Below are 25,859 nucleotides of genomic sequence, written 5' to 3'. Positions count from 1 at the left end.
TGCGGGGTATTTCTCTCAGGCCGGCGAGCGCCACACCCTACTGCCGCGAGACACCGGCCAACGACGTCCGACCTGTCGCCCCAGGCTCATTCGGGTCTGGCGCTCGCCCGCTTCGCTTCGGATGGGTCGAATTGTCCCGCGGCTCGGCCGTCACCGGGTGGCCCGGCGAACGCCTGGGCGATGGTGAGCCATTCGGCGGCATCCGTTCCGGTGGTGTGTAGGGCCAGATCATCCGGATGTCTGCGCTGGGTGACCAGGAGGCAGAAGTCCAGGGCGGGTCCGGTGACCCGTTGTGTCGCCTCGGCCGGTCCCCAGGTCCAGCGCTCACCGGAGGGCGCGGTGAGTTCGATACGAAACTCCGTGGCGGGCGCCTGTCTGCCGTGCAGCGTGTAGGCGAAGTCCCTGGTCCGTACGCCGATATGGGCGATCGAATGCAATCGGTCGGTCGGTGTCCGGACCACCCCGAGGGCATCGGCGACATCCTGTCCGTGTGCCCAGGTTTCCATGAGTCGTGCGGTGGCCATGGAGGTCGGGCCCATCGGCGGTCCGAACCAGGGAACCTTACTGCCGGCGGGTACTGCGCGCAGGGCCTCGGTGAGAGCGGTACGGGCGCGCCGCCATCGGTCGAGCAGTTCCGGAATCGGAGCGCCGGCGGCGGCCTCGGCCGCGTCGTCGACGAAGGTGTCCATATGGGACACCGCGCCGGCCAATAGGTCGGCGAAAGCCGTGCCGCCGGTGCGGGCATCGGTGGCGGCCAGGGTCGCGACCTCGTCGGTCCAGGCGAGATGGCCGATCTGGTGGGCGATGCGCCAGCCCGGCGCGGGGGTGGGTATCGCCCAGTCGGCGGGCGGTAGCGGCGCGACGAGGCGTTCCAGTTCGTCGCTTTCCGCGGCGAGATCGGCCAGTAGCGGTTCCAAGGCGACCATGGGGCTCCTCTAGCTTCTCGGCGCTCACCGGGGACTGTGGTTCAGCATCGCAGCACCGCAGAATAAATACAAGCACGCTTGCTTGTATTTATCGGTCGGGATTACCAACCGAAAACCAGCAGGTGGGTGACCCCGACCACCAGACCCAGCGCCGCGCCGTGCAGATACAGCAGCCAGGCGTCCTGCTCCACCGAGGCGTAGAACATCTCCATGAACTCCCCCGGGGTGAGCGCCTGGAGTTTGCGGGCCGCGAAACGATCGATCTGCTCGGCCTGCTCTCGGATGAACTCCTCGTCCTCGGTCAGGCTCGGAGCCAACCCCACGGCCGCGCCCGCGGCGCCGACCTTGAGATTGTCGAACTGTCTCCGGCCGAATGCGGCGCGGACCACCGAGGTGGTCGGACCGAGCTGTCGGTGGATCTCGTCGGAGATCAACCCCTCCAGCAGCAGTCGGGTTTTGTCCCCATTGGATCCGTTCAACAGCTCGTCGGACAGGTTCGGCAGGGTCAACACCTGGTAGGCGAGGATATGCGCCAGATCGGTGGCCGCCTGCTGCTGCCGTTTGGCCAACAGGGCCTGTTTCCACAGGTACTTGTAGCGCGGTTGGGGATCACCCGGGGTGAACACCACCCGGATGGCGATAATGTTCACCACCACACCGATAACGGCCGAGACCAGCAGCACGATCACCCAGGCCGGCACCAGGCCGAGCACCGGCAGATCGCGATGCGCGTGCAGGTACAGCGCGAGCAACAGCCCGAACGGCGCGCCCAACAGGCCGACCCGCACCATGAACTTCAGCTCCGGCGCCGCGATGGTGGTGGTGAGGTCCTTCAGGATATGCGGGTTGTCCCGCAGATAGCCGATGACGAAGCCCTTGATGTCGATGAGCTGGTCGATATTGTCACCCAGTGAGGCGAACGCCCGCCGACACAGTGTGGGCAGCTCCCGGTCGACCCGCTGATAGACGACCTGCCGCATGGTCCGCGGCAGGGTGCGCCACAACTCCGGGTTCTCCCGCTCCATCACCTCGTCGACAATCGACCGCACCTGTTTGCGCGCCGCCGTCGCGACGTGGTCGGAGATACCGTCGAGGTCCAGTTCGTGGATGAAATCCCGCGGACTGCCGATCCGCAGCAAAGCCTTGTCCACGCAGATACTGGCCATCTTCTCCGCGCGGGCCGGGATGAAGCCCTGGAATCCGAACCGGCTGCCGTCCGCGGAGAAGGTCGGCAGCACCTGCACGCGGCGCGGAAAGTACGGATACAGTACGCGTAGCCCCGGTATGTAGACGCCGCGGAAAACCACCGGCCAGAACAGCATGAGCACACCGGTCCAGTTGGTGAGCCAGCCGGCCAGCGCGCTGAAGATCGGAAAACTGACCAGGTCGACGACGAATCGGGACTGGCCGGTCACCTCCTCCCAATTGATCAACACCCCGGACGCGAGTGTGATCATCGCGGGTTCCCTTCGGCCTGGCGGTGGATGGTGCAAAGGACACCACATTCTCACCGGCCGGAACAGGTGTCAACGCGGGGCCGGGGTTCGGGTTCCGCCTCAGAACAGCTTCCGCTCCACGCTGCGGGTCGTGCCCTGGGCCACCGCGCACAGCGTCGGTGCGGCGTCATCGGTCTCGGCGTAGATCTCGCAGGAAACCACCGCCTGCCGGGTGGTCGAGCCGATTACCCGGGCCTCGGCACGCAGCCGGGAACCCGCGGCGGGACGCAGATAGGTGATGGTGAAACCGCCGGTGAGCACATTGGCGCCGAGAACGGTGCCCGCGGCGAAGGTGAGGGTGTTGTCGGCGACATAGGACAGGACGCCTCCATGGACGAAGCCGAACTGTTGGGCCAGCTCCGGACGGATCGGGACGATCAGTGTCGCGGCGCCGTCGCCGAACGCGGTGATCTCGGTGCCGACGAGACCGGCGAACGGCTGGGCCGCGAGGATCTTTTTGGCGAAGTCGAGATCGAGGGCGGTGGTTTCGGTCATGCGGGGGCTCCGTCGGGTGTTTCGGGGTTCGCTGTGGCGAGGGTTTTCCAGGCGGCATCGGCCAGTTCCGGAGCGACGGTCGGCGGGACGCGCTGGATACTGCCCGCCAACCACTGCCGGCAGTACTCCTGCGCCGGACCGAGCCAGAGCGCGTAGACGAGATCGAGATCGAGATCGCGAACCGCGCCGTAGCGGGCATGGGTGCGCCACCAGCGGGCGATATTGCCCATGAACTCGCGGTTGCTGTCGCTGTCGCGTACCCCAGGGGGGCGCGCGGAGGTGAGAATCGTTGCGCGATAACGGTTTTCGTGGACCCACCGCAGATGTTCGGTGACCCCGCCCATAATGCCCGCTTTCGCATCGGCGCTCTCCCCGACCACGGCCCAGAAGTGCCGTTGGTAGTCGGCGAGGGCATGGGCCCATACCTGTCGATACAGCTCTGCCTTGTCCGGAAAGTGGTGGTAGAGCGCGCCGACGCTGGCGCCCGCCGCCTCCCGGATCTGCGCCAACGTCGCGTCCAGTGCGCCGTGTTCGGCGAATTGACGCTCGGCGGCGAGCAGCAGCCGATCTCGAATCTGCATACACAGAATTTAATTCTGTTCCGAGTGTCGGGCAATACCCCCGTGCCCCGGAAACGCGGGAATCAGCGCGGACGGCGCAGCAGCCAGGCCCAGAACGAACGGCGGGGGTAACGCGCCTTGATCGCGCCCGAGACGACCCGGCCCTCGACCCGAATGAGCGGCGCGTCGGGCAGCCGCGGCAACAACACCTTGTCGACCACGCTTCCGCTGTTCGTCACGACACGATCGAAATCCACCCGCCAGCCGTGCGGAACGATCAGCACCACGGTGCCCGAGCTGATGTCCACCCGCAGGGTCACCTCGGGGTAGGGACAAAACGCCTCGGTGAAGTCGAAGGTGATACCGCCCGACTCGCAGCGGGCGATCAGCTCGCTCGGCACGGTCCAGGCCCCGGCCTTCTTGCGGTTACCACTGGAGACGACCAACTCGATCGGTTCCGCGGCCGTATCCGGCAAATCGGCGGTGACGGCGGCGAGTTCGGTGTACGTCGTGGCCGAATACGCCTGAACCAGGCGTCGGTCCAGCTCGGTCAGGTCCAGTCGACCCTCCCGGACGGCCAGTTGCAATCGGCGGACGGTGATATCGCGTTCGGCATCACCCACCCGAGGGATCGGTGTCGCCGTTACGCGGTCCGGCGGGTTTTCCGTGTGCTCGTGCGCATCGGTCATCGGTGGGGCCCCTCGTTCGTACTGCGGGAAATCGTACGGGGCGCAATCGTCGGGGGAACGGTTCGAATCCGCGGTGCATCGTCTCGGCCGGATACCGCCGGGAACGATTCGTCCCACCTTCGTCACTTCTGTCGGCACGGGACGAGCGTTAGATTCCGAACATGAACTCGGTCGCGTGGCACCTGCTGTGGTTTTTCCCGATGCTCTGGTTGGGGATGGTTCTGGCCATCTCGTTCTTGGAAGCACCGTTGAAGTTTCGGGCCCCCGGGGTGACCCTCGCGCTGGGGCTCGGGATCGGCAGGCTGATATTTCGCGCATTGAACATCGTGGAGCTCGCGCTCGCGCTGGTATTGGTGGCGGCGGCGCTCGTGGTGACGCCGTCGGGAGCCACCTGGTTGTGGCTCGGCGCGGCCGTGGTCATTCTCGTGGTACAGGTCGCGGCGGTGCGTCCGCCACTGTCGCGGCGCTCCGATCGGGTACTGGCCGGCGAGGATCTGCCGCGGTCGCGCGCGCACTATTGGTATGTGGGGTTGGAGGTTGCCAAGGTGGTCGCGCTGATCGGGCTCGCCATAGTCGCGGCGCCGTGACGAACTTCGGGCGGACCCGGCCCCGACGGATGACGGCGAGGTCGAGCCGACGATGAACGAGGCGAAGCAGATGCAGCGGCATACCGGGCTCGGCCCGGTGGCCGCGGGTCTGGCCGGTCTCGTGGCGGCCGCTGTGATCCTGGGCGTCGGTGAACTGGTGGCGGCCCCGATCGATCCCGCCGCGGCACCGTTTCTGGTGCTGGGCGACACCATGGTCGATCGGACACCGTCGGCATTGCGTGAATTCGCCATCGAACGATTCGGCACCCACGACAAACAGGCGCTGTTCGCGTCCATGGCGGTGGTGGCGGCGCTCCTCGCCGTCGTCGTCGGGCTGCTGGAACGACGCCGCCCGCCGTACGGCGCCCTGATACCGGTGGTGCTGGGTATACCGGTCTGCGGTGCGGCGCTACAACGACCGAACGCGACGGTATGGTTCGCTGCTCCCACCGTGCTCGGGGTGGCGGCCGGTATCGCCGTCCTGCGGGTGCTTCTCTCCGGCGGACACTCACGCACCGTCGAACCGTCCCGACGCAGGTTCCTGGTGTTGACCGCCGGCGCCGCGGCGATCGCGGCGGGCGCGGCGACCGCCGGGCGGTGGGTGGGGGCTCGGATGCGTGCCGTCACCGCCGACCGGGCCGAATTCCCGGTGCCCACACCCGTCGCGCCTGCTCCCGCCCCACCACCGGGCACCGATCCGCCGGTTCCCGGCCTCACCGAATTCATCACCGCCAACGACCGGTTCTACCGAATCGATACCGCCTTGCGGCTACCCGCCGTCACCAGTGACGAATGGCGGTTGCGTATCCACGGCATGGTCGATCGGGAGCTCGAATTGAGCATGGACGATCTGCGGAAGCGGACCGCGATCGAGAAGGTGGTCACGCTGACCTGTGTGTCCAACGAGGTCGGCGGCGATCTGATCGGCACCGCGGCCTGGACCGGTTATCCGCTGGCCGATCTCCTCGCCGCCGCCGGTGTGCACCCGGACGCGGATATGCTGCTGTCCCGCAGCGCGGACGGTTTCACCGCGGGTACTCCCGTCGCCGCGGTGACCGACGGCCGGGACGCATTGCTGGCCGTCGGGATGAACGGTGCTCCTCTGCCGATCGAGCACGGTTATCCGGCGCGATTGGTCGTTCCCGGTCTCTACGGCTATGTGTCGGCGACCAAATGGGTCGTCGATCTCGAACTCACCAGGTTCGATCGGGCCCTGGCCTACTGGACGGTGCGCGGCTGGAGCGCGTACGGGCCGATCAAAACCGCGTCCCGGATCGATGTTCCCCGCGCGTTCGCCACCCTGGCGCCGGGACCGACGACGGTGGCCGGAGTCGCCTGGGCGCAACACCGCGGTATCGCCGCGGTGGAGGTCCAGGTGGACGACGGCCCCTGGCAGCGGGCCGAACTCGCGCCCGAGTACTCGATCGATACCTGGCGTCAGTGGACGTGGCGCTGGGACGCGCCGGTCGGCAGACATACCTTGCGGGTGCGTGCCATCGACGGCACCGGCGCGGTTCAGACCGAAGCGTCGGCTCCACCGGCACCGGATGGTGCCACGGGTTGGCATACCCGACAGGTGACCGTCGCCTGATGGGAGACATCGGCTCGGTCGCGGGGCGCACCCGCGCCCGGTGGGGCGACGGGTGCGCGATCCTATGCCACCGCGGGGGCCGGTTCTTCGGCGAATTGGGTGCGGTACAGCTGCGCGTATCGGCCGTTCGCGGCGAGTAGTTCGGCGTGGTCGCCGCGTTCCACGATATGGCCGTCCTCCACCACCAGGATCTGGTCGGCGGCGCGAATGGTGGAGAGCCGGTGGGCGATGACCAGCGCCGTCCGGCCTGCCAAGGCCTCCGCCAGCGCCGCCTGTACCGCCGCTTCGGACGTGGAGTCCAGGGAGGCGGTCGCCTCGTCCAGAACCACCACCCGAGGTTGTTTGAGCAGCAGCCGGGCAATGGTCAGCCGTTGGCGTTCCCCGCCGGAGAGCCGGTAGCCGCGTTCTCCGACCACCGTGTCCAGACCATCGGGCAGTGACCGGATCAGGTCCCGCAGCCGGGCCCGGCTCAGCGCGTCCCACAGTTGTTCCTCGGTCGCGTCCGGTCGGGCCAGCAGCAGATTGGCCCGGATGGTTTCGTGGAACAGGTGACCGTCCTGGGTCACCAGGCCCACGGTTTCCCGGATCGACTCGGTCGTCAGTTCCCGTACGTCCACCCCGTTCAACCGCACCGTGCCCGCGTCGACGTCGTAGAGGCGCGCCACCAGTTGCGCGATGGTCGACTTACCGGCTCCGGACGAACCCACCAGGGCGATCAACTGTCCGGGTTCGGCCCGCAGCGAGATATCGTGCAGCACCTCGACGCCGCCGCGGTGGTCCAGGGTGGCCACTTCCTCCAACGAGGCCAGCGACACCCGGTTCGCGGCCGGATAGCCGAACCGCACCCCGTCCAGCTCCACCGAAACCGGGCCGTCGGGGATCGGTCGCGCATCGGGCGCCTCTTCGATCAACGGTTTCAGATCCAGAACCTCGAAGACCCGTTCGAAGCTGACCAGCGCCGACATGATCTCCATCCGGGCCCCGGCCAGACCGGTCAGCGGGGCGTACAGCCGGGTCAACAACAGTGACAGCGCCACCACCGAACCCGCGTCCAGCTGTCCCTTCAGGGAATACCAGCCGCCCAGGCCGTATACGAGGGCGACCGCCAGCGCCGATACCAAGGTCAGCGCGGTGATGAACACCGTCTGCAACATGGCCGTGCGGACCCCGATATCGTGCACCCGCCGGGCCCGCAGGGCGAACTCCGCCGATTCCTGCCGCGGCCGGCCGTACAGTTTCACCAGGGTGGCGCCCGGAGCGGAGAATCGTTCGGTCATCTGGGTGCTCATGGCGGCATTGAGGTCGGCGGCCTCGCGCTGGATGGCGGCCAGCCGTTCGCCCATCCGGCGGGCCGGTATCACGAACACCGGCAACAGGATCAGCGACAACAGGGTGATCTGCCAGGACAGTCGCAGCATCACCACCAGGGTGAGCGCCACGGTGACCACATTCGACACCACCCCCGACAGGGTGTCGCTGAACGCCTGCTGCGCCCCGATCACATCGTTGTTCAGCCGGCTCACCAGCGCGCCGGTACGGGTACGGGTGAAGAAGGCGATCGGCATCCGCTGCACATGGTCGAAGACCGCGGTTCGCAGATCCAGGATCAGTCCCTCGCCGATGCGTGCGGACAACCACCGGATGGTCAGGCCGAGACCGGCGTCGAGGACGGCGAGGGCGGCGATGATCAGCGCCAGGGTCACCACCACCCGAGGCTCGGCGCCGCCGACGATACCGTCGATCACGCGCCCGGCCAGGAGTGGAGTGGCCACTGCCAGCAGCGCCGCCACCACACTCAACAGCAGGAATATGCCCAGTCGGCGGTGATGTCGACGAGCGAAGCCCAGAATCCGGCGTGCCGTGGCCGCGCTGAACGGGCGACGCTCGTCGGGGGCGTGCGCCCGTTGGTAGATCTGGTTCCAGGCAACCGATTCGATGCTCACGATATGTCCTTCCGCCGGTGGAGCGATTGAACCCCGGCCCCCCGACAGTAGAAGCTCAACTATTGTTGAGGTCAAGTGATTCGGTGCGGGTCGGCGAATGCGCGGGGTCGCGGCGGAGATATCGCCTATGGTGATCGGTGTGACCGACGAGCATCGGCGACGGACCGCGTTGGCGCAACTCCTGCGCACCCGGACCGGTGCGGCGGTGGATATCGGAGACCGTCGCCGCACCGAATACTCCTCGGACGCCTCCAATTACCGTGTACTACCCGAAGCGGTGATCTTCCCCCGCGACGACTCCGAAACCGTCGCGGTGCTGGAAGTGGCCCGCGCCGAGGGCATTCCCCTGACCGCGCGCGGCGCCGGCACCTCGGTCGCGGGCAATGCCGTGGGCCCCGGCCTGGTACTGGACTTCAGCAGATATATGCACACCATCGTCGAGGTGGACCCCGAGCGCCGCACGGCGCGCGTGCAGCCCGGGGTGGTGTTGTCGGCGTTACAACGCCGAGCGGCCGGACACGGGCTGCGGTTCGGGCCCGATCCGTCCACCCAGAACCGTTGCACCCTCGGCGGCATGATCGGCAACAATGCCTGCGGACCGCATGCGGTGGCCTGGGGACGAACCTCCGACAATGTGCGCGAGCTGAGAATAGTGGACGGCACGGGGACCGAGCGTCGCCTGGCCGACGATCTCGGAGTCCTTCCCGGACTCACCGAATTCACCCACTCCGCCCTCGCCGTGCTGCGCACCGAGCTCGGCCGATTCGACCGACAGGCATCCGGCTACGGTCTGGAACATCTGCTGCCGGAACGGGGCGGTTCAGTGGCCAAATCCTTCGTGGGCAGCGAGGGCACCTGCGGTCTGCTGCTGGAGGCGACGGTGGCACTGGTGGAAATTCCCGCCGCCACCATATTGGTCGTGCTCGGTTACCCCGACCTGGCCACCGCGGCCGACGATATCGCCGCGGTGACGGCGGCCGCGCCGGTTGCGGTGGAAGGGATCGACGCCCGCCTGGTGGACGTGGTGCGCGCCCACCGCGGCAGTGTGCCCGAGCTGCCGCGCGGTGGTGGCTGGTTGTTCGTCGAACTGGCCGGGGAGAGCCCGGAGGCGGTGCGGGCGACGGCCGAGACATTGTCGCGCGGTACCGGCGCGATCGACGCCCGCGTCATCGACGATCCCCGTGCGGCGGCGGCGCTCTGGCGTATCCGGGCCGATGGCGCCGGCCTGGCCGGTCGCACTCTCGACGGAAATCCGGCTTGGCCGGGCTGGGAGGATGCCGCCGTCCCGCCCGAACGACTCGGCTCCTATCTGCGGGATTTCGCCGAACTCACCCGGGACCACGACGTGGACGGTTTGCTCTACGGGCATATCGGCGACGGCTGTATCCACGTGCGACTGGACCTGCCGATCGCGGAGGCCTCCCCCCGGTTCCGGTCCTTCCTGTTCGACGCGGCGGAGCTGGTGGTCGGTTACGGCGGATCGCTCAGCGGTGAACACGGTGACGGCCGGGCCCGTTCGGAATTGTTGTCCACCATGTACTCTGCCCGCGCACTCTCGGTATTCGCCGGATACAAGGCACTTTTCGACCCCGACGACATCCTGAATCCCGGGGTCCTGGTGCGGCCGCGTCCCCTCGATACCGATCTGCGCCTGCGCGGCCTGCCACCATCGCCCCCGGCGCGCGCGCACGGCGGTTTCGCCTACCCCCGCGACGGCGGGGATCTGGCCACCGCCGTGCATCGTTGCGTCGGGGTGGGCAAATGCCGGGCCGACAACCGGTCCGCCGGCGGTTTCATGTGTCCCTCGTATCTGGCCACGGCCGACGAGAAGGACAACACCCGCGGTCGCGCCCGAGTATTGCAGGAGGTTGTGCGGGGTGCGCTGCCGTGGTCCTCGCCGGCGGTGGCCGAATCACTCGATCTGTGCCTGTCCTGTAAGGCCTGCCGTTCCGACTGCCCGGCGGGTGTCGATATGGCCACCTACAAATCCGAGGCCCTGTACCGCCGCTACCGGCGTCGGCCGCGCCCACGCGACCACTATGCGCTCGGTTGGCTACCTCGCTGGCTGGCGGCGGCGACCCGGATACCCCGGGTGGTCAATGCGGCGACCCGAATCGGACCGTTGCGCCGAATAGGACTGCGCGCGGCGGGGGTCGACCCTCGCCGGGAGATACCCGCTTTGGCCGAGCGGCCGTTTCGGCGGATTCGCGGCGCGGAATCGGTCACCGGTGCGGCACCGCCGGACGCACCGACGGTCCTGCTGTGGATCGATACCTTCACCGATGCCTTCGACCCGGATATCGCCACGGCCGCGGTGCGCTTGCTGGAATCGCTCGGTTACCGGGTCCGCACACCGCGCCGCCGGGTGTGTTGCGGACTCACCTGGATAAGCACCGGCCAACTGGACGGCGCCCGCGCCCGGTTGCGCGCCACCCTGGACGAGCTCGACGACCACGTGCGTTCCGGCGGTATCGTGCTCGGTCTGGAGCCCTCCTGCACGGCGGTGCTACGGGCCGACCTGCCGGAACTGCTCCCCGATGATCCTCGCGCGGCGGCCACGGCCGCGGCGGTGCGTACCCTTGCCGAATTCCTGACCGCGATCCCGAACTGGCAACCGCCGCGGTTCGACGGCCGATCGGTCGTGGTGCAACCACACTGCCACCATTACGCGGTACTGGGATTCGACGCCGACCGCCGGCTACTGGCCGAGACCGGGGCGCGAACGACCGAGATCGCCGGATGTTGCGGTCTGGCGGGCAATTTCGGCATGCAAGCGGGTCATTACGATATTTCCGTCGCCGTGGCCGAGAACGGGATCCTGCCCGCGCTGCGGTCGGCGCCCGAGGACGCGGTCATCCTGGCGGACGGTTTCTCCTGCCGGACCCAGGCGGCCCAACTCGCCGGGCGGCGGGCCCGGCATCTGGTGCAGTTCCTGGTGGAGGATCGAGCGTCCGCCGTTCGGGCCGGTCAGAGGCCGAACGGCAGGGCACCGGGCGGGATACGGTAGCCGGAGCTACCGGCGAAGAGCCCGCCCCAAACGTCGAGCAGCCAGTTGAGCGCATTGGTGATCATCTGACCTCCAACCGTGACGACAATCGGTATCTGCTCATTCGGTGCGGATATCGACCCGGATTGCACCCTTGTTACGAAATAATCCCTGACCTGCGAGAATGGCATGGAGCAGAGGTAATGGCCCGGTTGCGCGGCGCAGTTCGACCGAGCCGTTCCGCCTCTTGCCATGGGCCGGTGTCCGCCCGTGGAACGAGGCGAGCACAATGGGCCGGTGCGCACTCCCCCCGCCAGGCCGGCCGCCTCGCGCTCCGGGGCGACCCGGACCTTGACGGCCGATGTCCCGATCGATCTGGCGCACACCCTGGCTCCGCTTCGGCGTGGTACCGGCGACCCCTGTCACCGGGTGACCCCGGACGGCGCGCATTGGCGCGCTTCCCGGATGCCCTCCGGACCGGTCACCTACCGGCTCGCCCAGGCCGGCCCGACCTCGGTCACCGCGCATGCGTGGGGCGCGGGGGCCGAGGAGTTCCTCGATCGTCTCGATCGGATGCTGTGTGTGGACGAGGATGTCAGCGATTTCGTGCCCGTCCACGACAAGATCGCCGAGGCGCATCGACGCTATCCGGGTCTGCGGATGGTGCGGACCGGACTGGTTTTCGAGACCTTGGTGCCCACGGTGCTGGAGCAGAAGGTGCACACCTCGTCCGCCCGGGCGGCGTGGCGGATGTTGGTGCGTCGTTTCGGCACTCCGCCGCCCGGCCCGGCGCCCGAGGGTATGCGGTTACCGCCGGACGCCGAGACCTGGCGTCGAATACCGTCGTGGACCTATCACCAGGCCAATGTCGGACCGCAACGGTGGCAGACGATCGTCCGCGCCGCCCGAGTGGCCGATTCGCTCGAGCGCACCGCCGACCTACCGTTGGCCGAGGCGACGCGTCGGTTGCGCACCGTTCCCGGGATCGGGGAGTGGACGGTCGCGGAGATCGCCCAGCGCGCCTTCGGCGACGCGGACGCCCTGTCCGTGGGCGATTTCCACCTGTCGACCATTGTGGGATGGTCGTTACTGGGGCGGCCCATCGACGATGCGGAGATGGTCGAGTACCTCGAACCCGTTCGGCCGCATCGTTATCGGACGGTTCGGCTGCTCATGATCAGTGGTCAGGGCCGCAAGCCGAAGTTCGCTCCGCGTATTCCGGTGGTCGACCACCGATGGCACTGAGAGGGGAGCGGCTAGCGCAGCGCCCGGTCGTCCAGCACACATCTGCCGCTTTCCACCAGGGTCGCCCGGGCGCGGCGACGCACTCGACATTCGTCGACGGTGCAGTCCAGGTGTAGCTGCATTGCCGAATGAGCCTGTTCAGGGGTCATGACACCCGGATCGGTTCCGCAGGCGAGCAACGCGGCGAGGTGCATGTTCAGGTTGGTCAGTTGCATCACGCGACCTCCTTCCGCGCCCGCGATCGCGGGCCCTGTCGGGTCTTCGACGACGCTGTGTTTTCGGCCATGACTCCTCGCTTTCGCGTGGGGTACCTGTCCTGAGTTTCTGTCGTGCGTTGTTACCAGTGGGGCTGGTGATTCTGGTGATGCAGACTGTAATGTGCCGTAGTGCCATTGGCGCGTTGCCGTGGCCCGTGGTTTCCGCCGGCGATGTGTTCCGTTGCCGGTAGCGGTTTTCCGGCCGTGGCAGACATCCAGCACACCACCATCTGCCGACCCAGGGGCGAGACTCGCACAATCTTGCAAGTTTTCGTGCGAATTCCCAGCACGAGATCCGGTGCGGAGGGCAGGATTCTCCATAGTGGACGAAGAACCCTCTGCCCGGACCAGGTGACGGGGACTGTTCGTGGCCGCCCCGGGCGTGCCGGGCATCCATCCGAGAGCAGAACGGAGCATGCGGTGTCAGCAGGTTCAGTGAGTTCGGCCGGCTCGGTTGTGGAAGAGCGGTATTCGGCCGCCGGCACCCGTGGTGCCGCGGTCGCGGTGACCAGCCTGCCGAAGCGACAACTCGGGCGGTATCTGCGGGACTGGCGTACTCAGGCGGGGCTGACCATCGCCCAGGCGGCCCGGCTCATGGAATGGGGTGCCAGCACCCTGCAGCGGTTGGAGAAAGGACAGGCGGAGCGAATCCGCACCATCGATATCCAAGAACTGTGTCGGATCTACGGCATACCCGACTCTTTCGCCGACGGCCTGATAGGCCTGGCACGGCAGACCGCGGCCGATAGTTGGTGGCATGCCTTCGACGGCGGAATCCCGGCGAGCTTCGACGTATACCCGGGGGTGGAGGCGGCGGCCGAAGGACTGCTGATCTACCAGCCGGAACTGGTACCCGGTCTCATGCAGGCCCCGGACTATCTCCGCGCGCTGACTCGCACCCACTACGCCGACGAATCCGAGGCGGAACGAGAGCGCAGGGTGCAACAGCGAATACAGCGCCAAGCGCTCATCACTCGAAAGAATTCACCGGCGCGGGTCCACGCGGTGATCGGCGAGGCCGCACTGCGCCGAGTTGTCGGCGGTCCCAAGGCAATGGCGGCGCAATTGCGCCATCTTGCCGATCTCGGTACTCGGGACAATATTTCGGTACAGATCCTCCCGTTCACCGCCGGAGCGCCGCTCGGAATCGGTGTCGGGCAGTTCACGGTGCTCGATTTCGGGGTCGATCGGGCCGGGCGGCCGGTGGAGCCGCCGCTGGTGCATACCGCAGGTCTGACCGGTGATCTCTATTTGGAGAGCCCGTCCGACCTGCGGCGGTACGATCATGCCCACGAATGCCTGCGGCGCTGTGCGCTGGATGTTCAACAGAGCAGGCAGCAATTACGGCAGCTGGCGAAGGAGTACCTGGGATGAGTGTGCACAACGGCACCGATATCGACCTGTCCGGCGCGACCTGGTTGCGTGCCGACGGCGAGCCGGGGACGCACAGTGTGGAGATCGCCATGCTGGCCGATGGGCATGTCGGTATGCGCGATGGCAAGAACCCCGACGGACCGGTGTTGATCTTCACCCCGGGCGAGTGGGCGGCGTTCACCGCCGGTGTGCGCGACGGTGAATTCGACCGTCCGGAATCGGCCTGATCGCGATCACATGACCTCGCTCTTCGATTCGGGAGGACCATCAGCAATAGTGTCGCCCTGTGCACCGTTCGCCACGCGGTGCGCAGGTTTGGCCGTTCACATAACGGGTAGACAACAAGTTGTGGACCGTGGGATCAAAAGTTCCCTTACTCGGTACCGCAGGCCGGCCCCGAACGATTGGTTGGAATGGCTCATCGTCGGACTGCTTTTTGCGGTATCCGCGGTGGGAGTATTCGTACTGACCAACTCCGTGATGTCGGCATTGTTCGTCGGCCTGCTGGTATGGCTGGTCGCCGAAGGTGTGGTGGCGATGCTCTGAGACGGATCGCCACCCCCGGCATCATCTACTCGGTTCAGCGACGAAAAAGCTTATTGCCCAACCAGACCAGTGGGTCGTACTTCTGGTCGACGACGCGCTCCTTCAACGGAATGAGCGCATTATCGGTGATCTTGATATTTTCCGGGCAGACCTCTGTACAGCATTTGGTGATATTGCAGTAGCCGAGCCCGTGTTCTTCCTGGGCGAGTTCGCGTCGATCGGCGACGTCGAGCGGATGCATTTCCAGTTCCGCGATCCGCATCAGATAGCGCGGGCCGGCGAATGCCTGTTTGTTCTCCTCGTGATCGCGCACCACATGACAGGTGTTCTGACAGAGGAAGCATTCGATGCATTTGCGGAATTCCTGGGACCGCTGCACATCCACCTGCTGCATTCGGTATTCCCCCGGTTTCAAACCGGGGGGCGGTGTGAAAGACGGTATTTCGCGAGCTTTTTCGTAATTGAACGACACGTCGGTCACCAGGTCGCGGATCACCGGAAAGGTGCGCATCGGCGTCACGGTGACGATCTCGTCCTGGGCGAAGGTCGACATCCGGGTCATGCACAGCAGCCGCGGTCGGCCGTTCACCTCGGCCGAACACGAGCCGCATTTACCCGCCTTGCAGTTCCAGCGCACCGCCAGATCGGGGGCCTGGGTGGCCTGGAGCCGATGGATGATGTCGAGCACCACCTCGCCCTCGTGCACCGGGACCGTGAAATCCTGTAATTGTCCGCCGGTCGTATCGCCGCGCCAGACGCGGAACTTGGCGTCGTAACTCATCGCTACGCCTCTCCTGTATTGAATGCGGCGTTCCCGGCCGCCGGATGTGCGGCGAGCTCCTCCGGGGTGTAGTACTTCTCCAGCTCGCTCAGTTCGAACAGGCTCAGCAGTTCCGGCCGCATAGGTATCTGCTCTTCGACCGTGACCTTCACCCCGGGAATCGTGCCCTCGGCATCGGCGGGGTCGATCGCGCACACCAGCAGTTTGTTTCGCCAGGCCGGGTCCATGGCCGGATAGTCGTCGCGAGTGTGCCCGCCGCGGCTTTCGGTGCGCAGCAGCGCCGCCTGCGCCACGCATTCGCTGACCAGCAGCATATTGCGTAGGTCGAGGGCCAGATGCCAGCCCGGATTGAATTGGCGATGCCCCTCCACCGTGACCCGGGCATACCGTTCGCGCAGCTCGGTCAGTTTGGTGATCGCCTCCCGCACCTCGGCCTCCTTGCGGATGATGCCGACCAGGTCGTTCATCGTCTGCTGGAGCTCGGTGTGCAGGGAGTAGGGATTCTCGCCGACGCCGTCGGAAGGCGGATCGAACGGGGCGAGGGCCGCTGCGGCCGCGGCGGCGATATCGTCCTCGGATACTCGGGGCCGGGTGCTCAATCCGGTGACATAGGACGCCGCGCCCAGTCCCGCCCGGCGACCGAACACCAGCAGATCCGACAGCGAATTGCCGCCGAGCCGGTTGGAGCCGTGCATACCGCCGGAGCATTCTCCGGCGGCGAACAGTCCGGCAACCTTGGCCGCCCCGGTATCGGGATCGACCTCGATACCACCCATGACGTAATGGCAGGTGGGGCCGACCTCCATCGGTTCCTTGGTGATATCGACGTCGGCGAGTTCCTTGAACTGATGGTGCATCGACGGCAGCCGACGAATGATCTCCTCCGGACTCAGCCGGGAGGCGATATCGAGGTAGACGCCGCCGTGTTCGGTGCCCCGGCCCGCCTTGACCTCCTCGTTGATGGCCCGCGCGACCTCGTCCCGGGGCAGCAGATCGGGGGTGCGGCGTGCGGAGTCGTTATCGCGCAGCCATTGGTCGGCCTCTTCCTCGGTTTCGGCGTACTGACCCTTGAAGACCGCGGGAATGTAGTCGAACATGAACCGCTTGCCCTCGGAGTTCTTCAGCACTCCGCCGTCACCGCGTACACCCTCGGTGACCAGGATGCCCTTCACACTGGGCGGCCAGACCATACCGGTCGGATGGAACTGCAGGAATTCCATATTGATCAGCGTCGCCCCGGCCCGCAGAGCGAGCGCGTGACCGTCACCGGTGTACTCCCACGAGTTCGATGTGACCTTGTAGGACTTGCCGATACCCCCGGTCGCGAGCACCACGGCCGGGCTCTCGAACAGGATGAACCGGCCGGATTCCCGCCAGTAGCCGAAGGCACCGCTGATCCGGTCGCCGTCGGTGAGCAGCTCGGTGATCGTGCATTCGGCGAAGACCTTGATCCGCGCCTCGTAGTCACCGGTTTCGGCGTAATCCTCCTGCTGCAGCGCGACGATCTTCTGCTGCATGGTCCGGATGAGTTCGAGTCCGGTGCGGTCACCGACATGCGCCAGGCGCGGGTAGGTGTGTCCGCCGAAGTTGCGCTGACTGATCCGGCCGTCGGGGGTGCGGTCGAACAGGGCGCCGTAGCTTTCCAGCTCCCACACCCGGTCGGGAGCCTCTTTGGCGTGGAGTTCGGCCATACGCCAGTTGTTCAGGAATTTCCCGCCGCGCATGGTGTCGCGGAAATGGGTTTGCCAGTTGTCCTTCTCGTTGGCATTGCCCATCGAGGCCGCGCAACCGCCCTCGGCCATGACGGTATGCGCCTTGCCGAACAGGGATTTGCATACCACCGCGACGGACAGACCTTGTTCGCGCGCCTCGATCACCGCACGTAGTCCGGCACCGCCGGCTCCGATGACGACGACGTCGTAGGCGTGCCGTTCCACTTCGGGCATAGCCGTGCAAACTCCTCAGTCGATGAAGCGAAGATCGGAAATCGTGCCACTGGCCACCAACATGACGTAGAAGTCGGTGAGCACCAGCGTGCCGAGCGTGATCCAGGCGAGTGCCATATGCCGAGTGTTCAGCTTGGAGACCTGGGTCCAGAACCAGTAGCGCACCGGGTGCGCGGAGAAATGCTTGAGGCGTCCACCCGCGATATGTCGGCACGAATGACACGACAGGGTGTAGGCCCACAGCATGATCACATTGCCGGTCAGGATGAGACTGCCCAGCCCGATCCCGAACCCGCCGGACCCGCCGTGGAAGGCGCCGATCGCGTCATAGGTGTTGATCAGCGAGACGATCACCGCGACGTAGAAGAAGTAGCGGTGCACGTTCTGGATGATCAGCGGTAGCCGCGTCTCTCCGGTGTAGCGGCTGTGCGGCTCGGCGACCGCGCAGGCGGGGGGCGAAAGCCACACCGAGCGGTAGTAGGCCTTGCGGTAGTAGTAGCAGGTGAGCCGGAAGCCGAGCAGGAACGGCAGCACCACGAAGCCGAGCGGCAGAATCCCGGGCAGCTCGCCGAACGGGGTGCCGAAATGGCTCGATCCCGCTACGCAGGAAGTGCTCAAACAAGGGGAATAGAACGGTGTCAGGTAGTGGTACTCGGGCACCCAGTACGCCGTGCGGACATAGGACCTGATCGTCGCGTAGACGACGAACGCCGCCAGTCCGATGACGGTGATCAATGGGGGAACCCACCACCGGTCGGTGCGTAGGGTACGCGCCGTGATGCGGGCCCTGGTCTTGCTGAATACGCCGGTTCCCGCCTCTGCGGGGGCGGCGGTTGTCGTTGCGGCGTTCATCGGTCGCTGCCTCGCTCATCCGCGCTGCGGGCGGTCATGTATACCTCCCGATCGAATGTGATGCTGAGCACCATACGACACGCTCGCTATCGAATGAGCAGGGTCTTGCCAATACCGACCGCCCTCGATGAGAGTGATTTGCACCACATCAACCCTGTGGACCGTATTCGCGGGCCATGGGTGAACCCTCCGCAAACGCCAGTGGCCGGAGTCGCCGCGCGGGCGAATCCGGCCACTGATCCGTGGTGGTGAGCGGTGTTGTGGGGGTCAGGGGGTGCGGGGGCGTGAATGGAACCCCAATCCTTCGTCCTGAGCGCCCATCCAGGCTGCTTCGTCGGACTTGCTGTCCGGAACGTAGATGATCTCCTGGCTGCGTTTCGGCACCATCGGCGGCGGACTCTGTTCGATTTCCTCGGTGTCTATGAGGAGTCGTTCCAGGTCGTTCTCCAGTCGGCGTACCGGGCCGGCATCCCCGTAGTGGGCGCGCAGCACGTCTATGGACTGCCGGAGTTGGCCGACGGCATACCGGAGTTCCGCGAAGTCGCTGCGTGTCATCGATACCTCCTGGGTTCATGTCCGGTCGTCGGTTCGGGTGCCGCCGGGGCCGCGCTGCCGGGGTGGCGGCTGGATATGTGATCGACCGCACAAGGTGATCTACAACACAGTACGTCAAAATCTCGTTTCCGGCTCGTGGGACGACGGGGAAGGTCCGGATCTCAGGCCACCGCGCGTTGGGCCGCCGCCCCGTCACCCATATCCGCGCCGGCGCCGAACGCCGTGTCGACAGCGCGTTCGACGAGTCCGATGATCGAGTGGGCGACTTCTTCCGCGCATTCGACGATCACGCTGTGACCTGCGCCTTCCAGTCGCACCAACCGGGATTCGGCGAGTTGTTCGGCCAGAGCGGCCGAATGCGCGAATGGGACCATGAGGTCCGCGGAACCGGCCAGAATCAGCGCGGGAACGGAACCGAGGCGATGCAGTGACGCGGTCTCGTCGAAGGTCGTCAGGGAAGCCAGGAAACCGGTCACGGTCGGCAGATCGGTCTCGTTTCGGATGGTTGTGGCGAGGGCGCTCATTCGCGCGACGCGGGGGTCGCGCGCCGTTCTACTGCCGGCGAGGGTCTTGGACGCGATAAATTCGATGGTTTCGGCAGTCAGTTTTCTGGATGTCCGAAGGGCTCGCGGGGCCCGACGCACCGCGCGCTGTAGCGAATTCACGGCATATCGATTCAGCAGTCGACCGAGTCCGAGCCGGGTGAGACCGCCTGCGGCCCCGGCGAGCAGCCCCACCCCCACCACGCGGGTGCCGATGGCCGCCGGGAACAGTCGGGCATAGGCCAGGATTGCCATGGCCCCCATCGAATGCCCCACCAGAACCACCGGGCCTCGGGGCGCCACCGCGCGGAGCACCGCGTCCAGGTCGTGGCCCAATTGGTCGATGGTGTAGGTGCTCGGATCGGCGGCTCCGGAAGCGCCGTGACCGCGATGGTCGTAGAACACCATTCTGGTGGCGTCACCCCAGTGGTCGAGTAGTCGTTCGCGCAGATGCCGCCACGATTCGGCGCGCAGGCAGTGGCCGTGGACGAAGGCCACGGTCAGAGGTGCCTCGTCGGAGCCGGTGATGCGAACGGCGAGGGGGACTCCGTCGTCGGTGTGGACGGTGTGATGGCGATCCGGATGCGGATTTCGCGACTGTTCACTCGGGTTTCGGTCGGGCGCGGTCGGACGATGGATCGGTGTCCGGCTGCGGGTGCTCGACATCTGACCTCCTGGCATCCGGTCGACACGGCGGGTGGGGCGGATACTCGGGTTTTCGGTGGGGTCCGCCGGCGTCGTTAACCGGATGTCTCGCCTGTTATGGACACGTTGTCCGGTATGAGGCGAGGTGGAGGTTCTTCGATTTTCTATGTATATCTAGAAAAATTGCTAGAAATAGGTATATAGAGCTCGAGATCGGTCGAGTAGTGGAGTATCGGGTATTCGAGCGTGCGTCCTAGAGGTCGCTAGATTCCGCTGTCGAGTGGCGACGGTTCCGCCTCATCGCGAACTGTCTCTCGTCCGGCGGGTGGTCTCGACTGTCGAGAAAGTCGTGCGCTCGCGATAATGCCGGTCAGACACCACGCAGGTAGCGGCCGAAATGCGGGACGGTGAAGCCGATGGCTCCCCGTTCGGCGGAGTAGATCAGCCCCTTCTTGATCAAACCGTCCCGGGCCGGCGACAGCGACGCGGGTTTGCGGCCCAGTTCGCGCGCCACCGCGGCCGTCGAGACCGGGCCGTCGTCGCCGGACAGATCGGCCATTGCACGCATGTACTCCCGCTCGGCCGGGGTGGCGCGCTCGTAGCGCGAACCGAAGAATCCGACCGCCAGCTCCTCCTCGGCGGTCGGCGCGGCCACCTCCACATCCTCGGCGGTGATGGGGCTGCCGGGGGCCTGGTCCCAGGTGGCCTTGCCGTATGCCTGAACGAAGTACGGGTAGCCATCCGCCTTCCGATACAGCGCCTCCAGCGCCTCGTCGGAGAACTTCACTCCCTCTCGTTCGGCCGGTGCGATCAGGGCCCTATCCGCCGCTTCCCGGTCCAGTCGATCGATGCGGTGATAGCCGAACAGGCGTTCGGAATAACTCTTCGAGGCCGAGAGCACTGCGGGAAGATGCGGAAGGCCGGCCCCCACCACGATCAACGGGGCGGCGTCCTGGCTCAGTTCGTGGCAGGCGCCGCAGATCGCCGAGATATCGGTGGGGGTCAGGTCCTGCATCTCGTCGATGAAGATCGCGATGCCCACCCCGATATCGCCCGCCAATGCGGCGGCCTCCATCAGCAGCTCCACCAGATCGATCTCGATATCGCCGGAATCGGCCCGTCCGGTCACTGCCGGCACATCGATTCCGGGTTGCCAGCGTTCCCGCATGCCCTTGTCGGCGCTCGCGCGCAAGGCGAAAGCCTTGAGAATGCCGAGGAAGTCGTCCACCCGCTCGGGATTGCGGTGCGCCTTGGCGATCGCTCGCACCGCCATGTGCAGTGCCGACGACAGCGGGCGACGCAGATTCTGGTCGGGGCGTGCCTCGATCTTGCCGGTGCCCCAGCCGCGGGAGACCGCCGCAGAACGAAGTTGGTTGAGCAGGACCGTCTTTCCGACACCGCGCAATCCGGTGAGCACCACACTGCGTTCCGGACGTCCGCGCGCCACCCGCTCCACGACGATATCGAAGGCGGTGAGTTGTTTATCGCGTCCGGCCAGTTCGGGCGGGCGTTGTCCGGCGCCGGGGGCATATGGATTGCGCACGGGATCCATACCCCGACACGGTAGCGCCTGCCTACCGGAATCTGCGGGACTCTAAAGGATGCCCTAGATATGGCTATCGCTGTGTGTGGAGCATCGGCGCCGCGCGCGTAACGGCCTATGCTGGTCGCAATCAGCTCCATCGCGATCGGCTCCGCCGAGGATTGGGGTGGTGGTTATGTCGGATCAGTCCGCGCCGACCACGACAGCCGAGGTTGTCGAGGCCTGGGAGGTGCCGCCCGGCGCACTGGCGGCGACACGTATTCGGGACAATATTCTGCAGGCCGTTCGTCATGGTTATGACGATCCGCAGCTGATCGCCGACCTGGCGGTGGGTCCGTTGGTCATGGCGGTGGGGCAGCTCGAGGTCGCTCTCGCGGACGCGCGGCGCCGTATCACCGAGTTGGAGGCGGAACTCGGACGGCGCTTCGCCGGTCCGTCCGGTCTCGGCGATACCGCGAACAATAGGGGCTGACGCGAACCGTAGGGGCCGAGCGTATGTATGGGCCGGGCGGCGCGGAAGATGACCGTGCACGGCGGTTCGGCGTGGTGCGACAGCCGTGGTCGGTGAAATCCGGGCCGATCGGAAAGTTTTTGGAGCCGTAAAGGGACGACCTGCGCTTTTGGTGTCGAGACCGCTTTGTGATCTACGGGCGGCCGCTCGAATCCCTACTCGCCCAAGCGATCTGTCTCATTAGTGCACTTCACGGGAATTTTCTGGCTCCTCGGCTGGACAACCCGCCGTGGGCATCGTAATCTCCTTGTGACTTAGTGGAGTCAGTCGCTCCGAAAGTGGGGCGGCGCCGCTGGGTCACCGCTCGAACCGACCGTTGCGACCCCGCATTCGCGTAGCGATCGGTTCACGTGGGAGAGCAGTAGATCGGAGACGCAGCGCGGTGGGTAAACACAGCTTGCAGCGGGAATCTCGGTTGCCGAATTCCGTCAGGGGTGCGCTTGTCATGGGCGCCGTAGCAGCAACGACCGGCACCATGCCCGCTATTCCGGCGATGGCGGCGACCACCACCATCGATATTCCCGGCATCGGCAAGTTCGATGTCGAGGTTCCCGATCAGTTCCAGCAGCAGGCCGAGGATCTCAACGAGCAGCTGCAGCAGACACTGAGCGCGCCCGGTCCGGCCTTCGAACTGCCGAACTTCATTCCCCCCGATCTCGCCCCGCCCGCGCCGCAGCAGGCCACCGCCGGTGATATCGCCCTCGATGCGGCCAAGACCAAGGTCGGCGCCATGTACTCCTGGGGCGCCGCGGGCCCGCACACCTTCGACTGCTCCGGTCTGGTCCAGTGGGCCTTCCGGCAGGCCGGGGTCGAGCTGCCCCGCACCAGCTTCGAACAGTCCCATGTCGGTGCTCCGGTCGCCTTCCAGAATCTGCGGCCCGGCGATATCGTCGTGACCAATGGGGGCGGTCACGTGGGTATCTACGCCGGTGACGGCAAACTGTTGAACGCCGTGCAGTCCGGCCAGCCGGTGAGCTACACCAACCTCACCCCGGACGAAGTGGTCACCGCACGTCGTATCGTGTAAAGAGTGGCTCGCGCCGAATCCGATCAGAACACCGCTACTCAGGCTCGCGTCGATTCCTGGACGTGGGCTGTGCGGCTTTTCAAGACTCGTTCCGCAGCCGCGGCGGCCTGTCGGGGAGGCCATGTTCGCGTCAACGGTGTCACGGCGAAACCGGCTCAGCCCGTGCGTCCCGGGGATGAGGTCCGGATCCGAGCCGGCGGTATCGAACGCATCGTGATCGTCGAGCGCATCATCACCAAACGGGTGGGTGCTCCGATCGCTGCCCAGTGTTTGATCGACCGCAGCCCGCCGCCACCGCCGCGGGAGCTCCTCGCGTCCATGCCGCGTCGGGACCGTGGCTCCGGACGTCCCACCAAACGGGAGCGCCGGGAAACCGATCGGCTGCTCGGCCGCACCAATCGCTGACCCGGCCGCTGCCGTATATTTCGCGTGCCGCAGGCAGCCCGATTGACGTATATGTCGCGATTTCATGCGATGATGTCACCGGGTGTGGGGTCATCGGCGAGTCGATACAAAGCCAGCGTTCGGCACCCGTGACCTCCGCCCGTACGCTTCGGTCACCCCCGGCCGTGAGCGGCTTCGTGGCCGGAATATCCATCGAAACCACCGTGGGAATGGGACTTCCGCCATCCCGTACGGTCGCCTACGGTGGCCTGGTGGTCGAAACCAGCACCGGGCGAACCCCCACCCTGCCGACTCTGTTGCGCTGTTGTGCCGCCCTGGCGGCCACACCAGGGCGGCTCCTGCGGCCGCGCCGGCCGAACACCGCCCTGCTGGCCCGGCTGGAGCCCGCGCCGCTGTCCCCGGCCCGGACTACGGTCGTCTTGACCGTTCTCGTCCAGGCCCGGATGGCCGCCCCGGCCACCATTGTCGCCGAGGGGGTGCGCAGCCTGCGGGAACTGCCGATGGCCATGGGCGCCTATCTCGTCGAACATCCCCGAGCGCGTTTCCTGGTCGATCCCGCCTTGTGCGCGGAGGTGCACCGCCGGGTTATCCCGGACCTGCCGTTCCCTCTCCCGCTGCTGGTCTCGCCGGAGAAACCGGTGCTCGGTCTGTCCGATGCGCTCGCGGCCCGAGATATCGATCCGGCCACCATCGATTTCGTACTGCCCACCCACCTGCATTGGGACCATGTCTCCGGTCTGCACGACCTCCCGGACACCGTCTCGGTGCGGCTCCCCGCCGCCGAGCTGGATTGGGCCATCGCGGGGCCGCATGCCCCGGCCGGGGTGGTGCGTTCCCCGTTGCGGGGCCGCTCGTTCGACACCGTCGAACTCGACGGCCCCCCGGTGCTCACATTCGAACGCAGTCTGGACCTGTTCGGTGACGGCGCGGTGCTGTTGGTGGATCTGCCGGGACATACGCCGGGCAGTATCGGTGTGTTGCTCGCGGTGGAAGACGGCAGGCGAGTGCTGCTGGCCGGTGACGCCGTCTGGAATCGACTGCAGATCGAGCTGTTGCGGGAGAAGGCTCCCATGCCCGGCCAGATCTTCGATATGGACCGGGACGCCGCGTTCGACACCATCCATCGGCTCCATGCCCTGCCGGACGGTATCGAGGTCGTCGCCGCACACGACTACGACGCGGTCATGGCGCTGGCGTCACGGTGACGGGTGGTCCGCTGTGGACGGACCACCCGGTGAATCGGATCAGACCGAAACCACGTACTCCGTGAGTTGGGCGCGGATCAGTTCCTCGGCCTCGCCGACCATGCGGGAGATGAGTTCGGCGCAGGTCGGGATGTCGTGGATCAGTCCCTGGCACAGGCCCACCGACCAGATACCGGCATCCAGATCGCCTTCTTCGAACACTCGCCGGCCGCGCGCGCCGGAGACCAGTTCGCGCACCTCCTCGAAGGTGCCGCCCGCCTTCTCGATCTCGACCACCTTGCGGCTGACCTCGTTGTCGGCGACGCGGGCGGTGTTGCGCATGGTCCGGAAGATGAGCTGAGTGTCGCGCTCGGAGTTGGCGACGATCTTCTCCTTGACCTTCTGGTCGATCGAGGATTCCTGGGTGCACAGGAAGCGAGTGCCCATATTGACGCCGTCGGCGCCCAGGGCGAGCGCGGCCACCAGGCCGCGGGCATCGGCGATACCGCCGGAGGCGATGATCGGGATGCTCAGGGCGTGCGCGGCGGCCGGGATCAGCACCAGACCGGGCACATCGTCCTCACCAGGGTGGCCGGCGCATTCGAAACCGTCGATGCTCACGGCGTCGACGCCGATCCGCTCGGCCTTGAGCGCGTGCCGCACGCTGGTGCACTTGTGCAGCACCTTGATCCCGGCCTCCCGGTAGGCGGGCAGGAACGGTTCGGGGTTGCTGCCCGCCGTTTCCACGATCTTGACCCCGCTATCGATGATGGCCTTTGCGTACTCCTCGTACGGCGGGGGGTTGATCGACGGCAGGATGGTGAGGTTCACCCCGAATGGTTTGTCGGTGAGTTCCCGGGTGCGTTCGATCTCGCGGCGTAGATCGTCGGGTGTGGGCTGGGTGAGCGCGGTGATGAAGCCGAGCCCACCGGCGTTGGCGACGGCCGCGACGAGTTCGGCCCGGCCGACCCACATCATGCCGCCCTGCACGATCGGATGTTCCACACCGAAGGTTTCGGTGAACCTGGTCCGCAGCATAGGGCCTCTCCTCTATATGTTCGCCGACGCCGCAGCGTCTGGCTGAATGGTGCCACGGTCTACCTGCTCCGATCAACTCAGAAGTAAGCCGGGATTCGCATAAGTGATGAAATCTATGGGGCGAATCTCGCCGTC

General features: G+C 66.3%; 25 protein-coding genes. 11 read left to right on the top strand and 14 right to left on the bottom strand.

All coding sequences use genetic code 11. The features are described 5' to 3' along the window. Positions 1-86: 86 nt before the first annotated feature. The 5 genes from ON32_RS23145 to ON32_RS27305 all read right to left on the bottom strand — a co-directional run bounded on the left by ON32_RS23145 (position 87) and on the right by ON32_RS27305 (position 4,166). A complete protein-coding gene (locus tag ON32_RS23145) occupies positions 87-926 on the bottom strand; it encodes a TIGR03084 family metal-binding protein (RefSeq protein WP_051133591.1) in 840 nt (279 codons plus the stop codon). Between the two features lie 101 nt (positions 927-1,027). After that, entirely contained in the window at positions 1,028-2,383 is a 1,356-nt protein-coding gene (locus ON32_RS23140) for a DUF445 domain-containing protein (RefSeq protein ID WP_040793076.1), read from the bottom strand. Positions 2,384-2,482: 99 nt separating this feature from the next. Next, complete coding sequence (locus ON32_RS23135) at positions 2,483-2,917, bottom strand: PaaI family thioesterase (protein WP_040793075.1); 435 nt, start codon at positions 2,915-2,917, stop codon at positions 2,483-2,485. Next, on the bottom strand, positions 2,914-3,498 hold the full coding sequence (locus ON32_RS23130; protein WP_051133590.1) for a TetR/AcrR family transcriptional regulator: 585 nt from the start codon (positions 3,496-3,498) through the stop codon (positions 2,914-2,916). Before ON32_RS23130 ends, ON32_RS23135 begins: the two co-directional genes overlap by 4 nt. Positions 3,499-3,560: 62 nt before the next feature. After that, a complete protein-coding gene (locus tag ON32_RS27305) occupies positions 3,561-4,166 on the bottom strand; it encodes a DUF1707 SHOCT-like domain-containing protein (protein ID WP_157224293.1) in 606 nt (201 codons plus the stop codon). A 161-nt stretch (positions 4,167-4,327) separates the two neighbouring features. Here ON32_RS27305 and ON32_RS23120 point away from each other — a divergent pair, with 161 nt between their 5' ends. Together ON32_RS23120 and ON32_RS23115 are read left to right on the top strand one after the other, a co-directional pair. After that, the gene (locus tag ON32_RS23120) at positions 4,328-4,753 is read left to right on the top strand and encodes a hypothetical protein (protein WP_040793074.1); all 426 of its coding nucleotides are present in this window, start codon (positions 4,328-4,330) and stop codon (positions 4,751-4,753) included. 52 nt (positions 4,754-4,805) lie between these two features. Then, complete coding sequence (locus ON32_RS23115) at positions 4,806-6,344, top strand: molybdopterin-dependent oxidoreductase (protein ID WP_051133588.1); 1,539 nt, start codon at positions 4,806-4,808, stop codon at positions 6,342-6,344. Between the two features lie 62 nt (positions 6,345-6,406). On the opposite strand, the gene ON32_RS23110 is transcribed toward ON32_RS23115, so the two are convergent. After that, positions 6,407-8,287: an ABC transporter ATP-binding protein gene (locus ON32_RS23110; protein ID WP_040793073.1), complete on the bottom strand. Its 1,881-nt coding sequence runs from the start codon at positions 8,285-8,287 to the stop codon at positions 6,407-6,409. A 127-nt stretch (positions 8,288-8,414) separates the two neighbouring features. Here ON32_RS23110 and ON32_RS23105 point away from each other — a divergent pair, with 127 nt between their 5' ends. Continuing rightward, positions 8,415-11,294 (top strand): FAD-binding and (Fe-S)-binding domain-containing protein, encoded by a 2,880-nt coding sequence (locus ON32_RS23105; protein ID WP_051133606.1) that lies wholly within the window; start codon positions 8,415-8,417, stop codon positions 11,292-11,294. Between the two features lie 276 nt (positions 11,295-11,570). Continuing rightward, the gene (locus ON32_RS23100) at positions 11,571-12,518 is read left to right on the top strand and encodes a DNA-3-methyladenine glycosylase family protein (protein WP_051133605.1); all 948 of its coding nucleotides are present in this window, start codon (positions 11,571-11,573) and stop codon (positions 12,516-12,518) included. 11 nt (positions 12,519-12,529) lie between these two features. Here the strand turns inward: ON32_RS23100 and ON32_RS23095 are convergent, their stop codons facing one another. Next, entirely contained in the window at positions 12,530-12,733 is a 204-nt protein-coding gene (locus tag ON32_RS23095) for a hypothetical protein (RefSeq protein ID WP_040793142.1), read from the bottom strand. Positions 12,734-13,195: 462 nt separating this feature from the next. On the opposite strand from ON32_RS23095, the gene ON32_RS23090 reads away from it, so the two are divergent. The 3 genes from ON32_RS23090 (at position 13,196) to ON32_RS23080 (ending at position 14,695) form a co-directional block, all read left to right on the top strand. Further along, positions 13,196-14,149 carry a helix-turn-helix domain-containing protein gene (locus tag ON32_RS23090; protein ID WP_306307668.1) on the top strand — a complete coding sequence of 318 codons (954 nt, stop codon included), beginning with the start codon at positions 13,196-13,198 and terminating at the stop codon, positions 14,147-14,149. Beyond that, on the top strand, positions 14,146-14,376 hold the full coding sequence (locus ON32_RS23085) for a DUF397 domain-containing protein (RefSeq protein ID WP_040793072.1): 231 nt from the start codon (positions 14,146-14,148) through the stop codon (positions 14,374-14,376). Before ON32_RS23090 ends, ON32_RS23085 begins: the two co-directional genes overlap by 4 nt. Before the next feature lie 181 nt (positions 14,377-14,557). Further along, on the top strand, positions 14,558-14,695 hold the full coding sequence (locus tag ON32_RS23080) for a hypothetical protein (RefSeq protein WP_245551249.1): 138 nt from the start codon (positions 14,558-14,560) through the stop codon (positions 14,693-14,695). A gap of 34 nt (positions 14,696-14,729) precedes the next feature. Here the strand turns inward: ON32_RS23080 and ON32_RS23075 are convergent, their stop codons facing one another. From ON32_RS23075 to ON32_RS23050, 6 genes are all read right to left on the bottom strand, one after another. Next, on the bottom strand, positions 14,730-15,476 hold the full coding sequence (locus ON32_RS23075; RefSeq protein WP_040793070.1) for a succinate dehydrogenase/fumarate reductase iron-sulfur subunit: 747 nt from the start codon (positions 15,474-15,476) through the stop codon (positions 14,730-14,732). A 2-nt stretch (positions 15,477-15,478) separates the two neighbouring features. Next, positions 15,479-17,422: a fumarate reductase/succinate dehydrogenase flavoprotein subunit gene (locus ON32_RS23070; protein WP_040793069.1), complete on the bottom strand. Its 1,944-nt coding sequence runs from the start codon at positions 17,420-17,422 to the stop codon at positions 15,479-15,481. Positions 17,423-17,437: 15 nt separating this feature from the next. After that, positions 17,438-18,274, bottom strand: coding sequence for a succinate dehydrogenase subunit SdhC (gene sdhC / locus ON32_RS23065; RefSeq protein ID WP_040793068.1), 837 nt, complete (start codon positions 18,272-18,274; stop codon positions 17,438-17,440). Positions 18,275-18,541: 267 nt separating this feature from the next. Then, positions 18,542-18,829, bottom strand: coding sequence for an Rv0250c family protein (locus ON32_RS23060; protein ID WP_040793067.1), 288 nt, complete (start codon positions 18,827-18,829; stop codon positions 18,542-18,544). 161 nt (positions 18,830-18,990) lie between these two features. After that, a complete protein-coding gene (locus ON32_RS23055; protein ID WP_083874731.1) occupies positions 18,991-20,037 on the bottom strand; it encodes an alpha/beta fold hydrolase in 1,047 nt (348 codons plus the stop codon). Positions 20,038-20,386: 349 nt separating this feature from the next. Continuing rightward, positions 20,387-21,568: a DUF8462 domain-containing protein gene (locus tag ON32_RS23050; RefSeq protein WP_040793066.1), complete on the bottom strand. Its 1,182-nt coding sequence runs from the start codon at positions 21,566-21,568 to the stop codon at positions 20,387-20,389. Positions 21,569-21,734: 166 nt separating this feature from the next. Between ON32_RS23050 and ON32_RS23045 the strand changes: the two genes are divergently transcribed. From ON32_RS23045 to ON32_RS23030, 4 genes are all read left to right on the top strand, one after another. Continuing rightward, entirely contained in the window at positions 21,735-22,031 is a 297-nt protein-coding gene (locus ON32_RS23045; protein ID WP_040793065.1) for a hypothetical protein, read from the top strand. Positions 22,032-22,515: 484 nt separating this feature from the next. Continuing rightward, a complete protein-coding gene (locus ON32_RS23040; protein WP_051133587.1) occupies positions 22,516-23,097 on the top strand; it encodes a C40 family peptidase in 582 nt (193 codons plus the stop codon). 3 nt (positions 23,098-23,100) lie between these two features. Beyond that, positions 23,101-23,502: an RNA-binding S4 domain-containing protein gene (locus ON32_RS23035; RefSeq protein WP_051133586.1), complete on the top strand. Its 402-nt coding sequence runs from the start codon at positions 23,101-23,103 to the stop codon at positions 23,500-23,502. A 251-nt stretch (positions 23,503-23,753) separates the two neighbouring features. Next, complete coding sequence (locus tag ON32_RS23030) at positions 23,754-24,707, top strand: MBL fold metallo-hydrolase (protein WP_245551248.1); 954 nt, start codon at positions 23,754-23,756, stop codon at positions 24,705-24,707. Between the two features lie 39 nt (positions 24,708-24,746). Here ON32_RS23030 and ON32_RS23025 read toward each other — a convergent pair whose 3' ends face one another. Further along, on the bottom strand, positions 24,747-25,724 hold the full coding sequence (locus tag ON32_RS23025; RefSeq protein ID WP_174361664.1) for an NAD(P)H-dependent flavin oxidoreductase: 978 nt from the start codon (positions 25,722-25,724) through the stop codon (positions 24,747-24,749). Positions 25,725-25,859 lie beyond the last annotated feature (135 nt).

It is taken from the genome of Nocardia paucivorans NBRC 100373, from assembly GCF_000308675.1.
Taxonomy (GTDB): domain Bacteria; phylum Actinomycetota; class Actinomycetes; order Mycobacteriales; family Mycobacteriaceae; genus Nocardia; species Nocardia paucivorans.
This window is presented reverse-complemented; position numbering and strand designations above follow the sequence as displayed.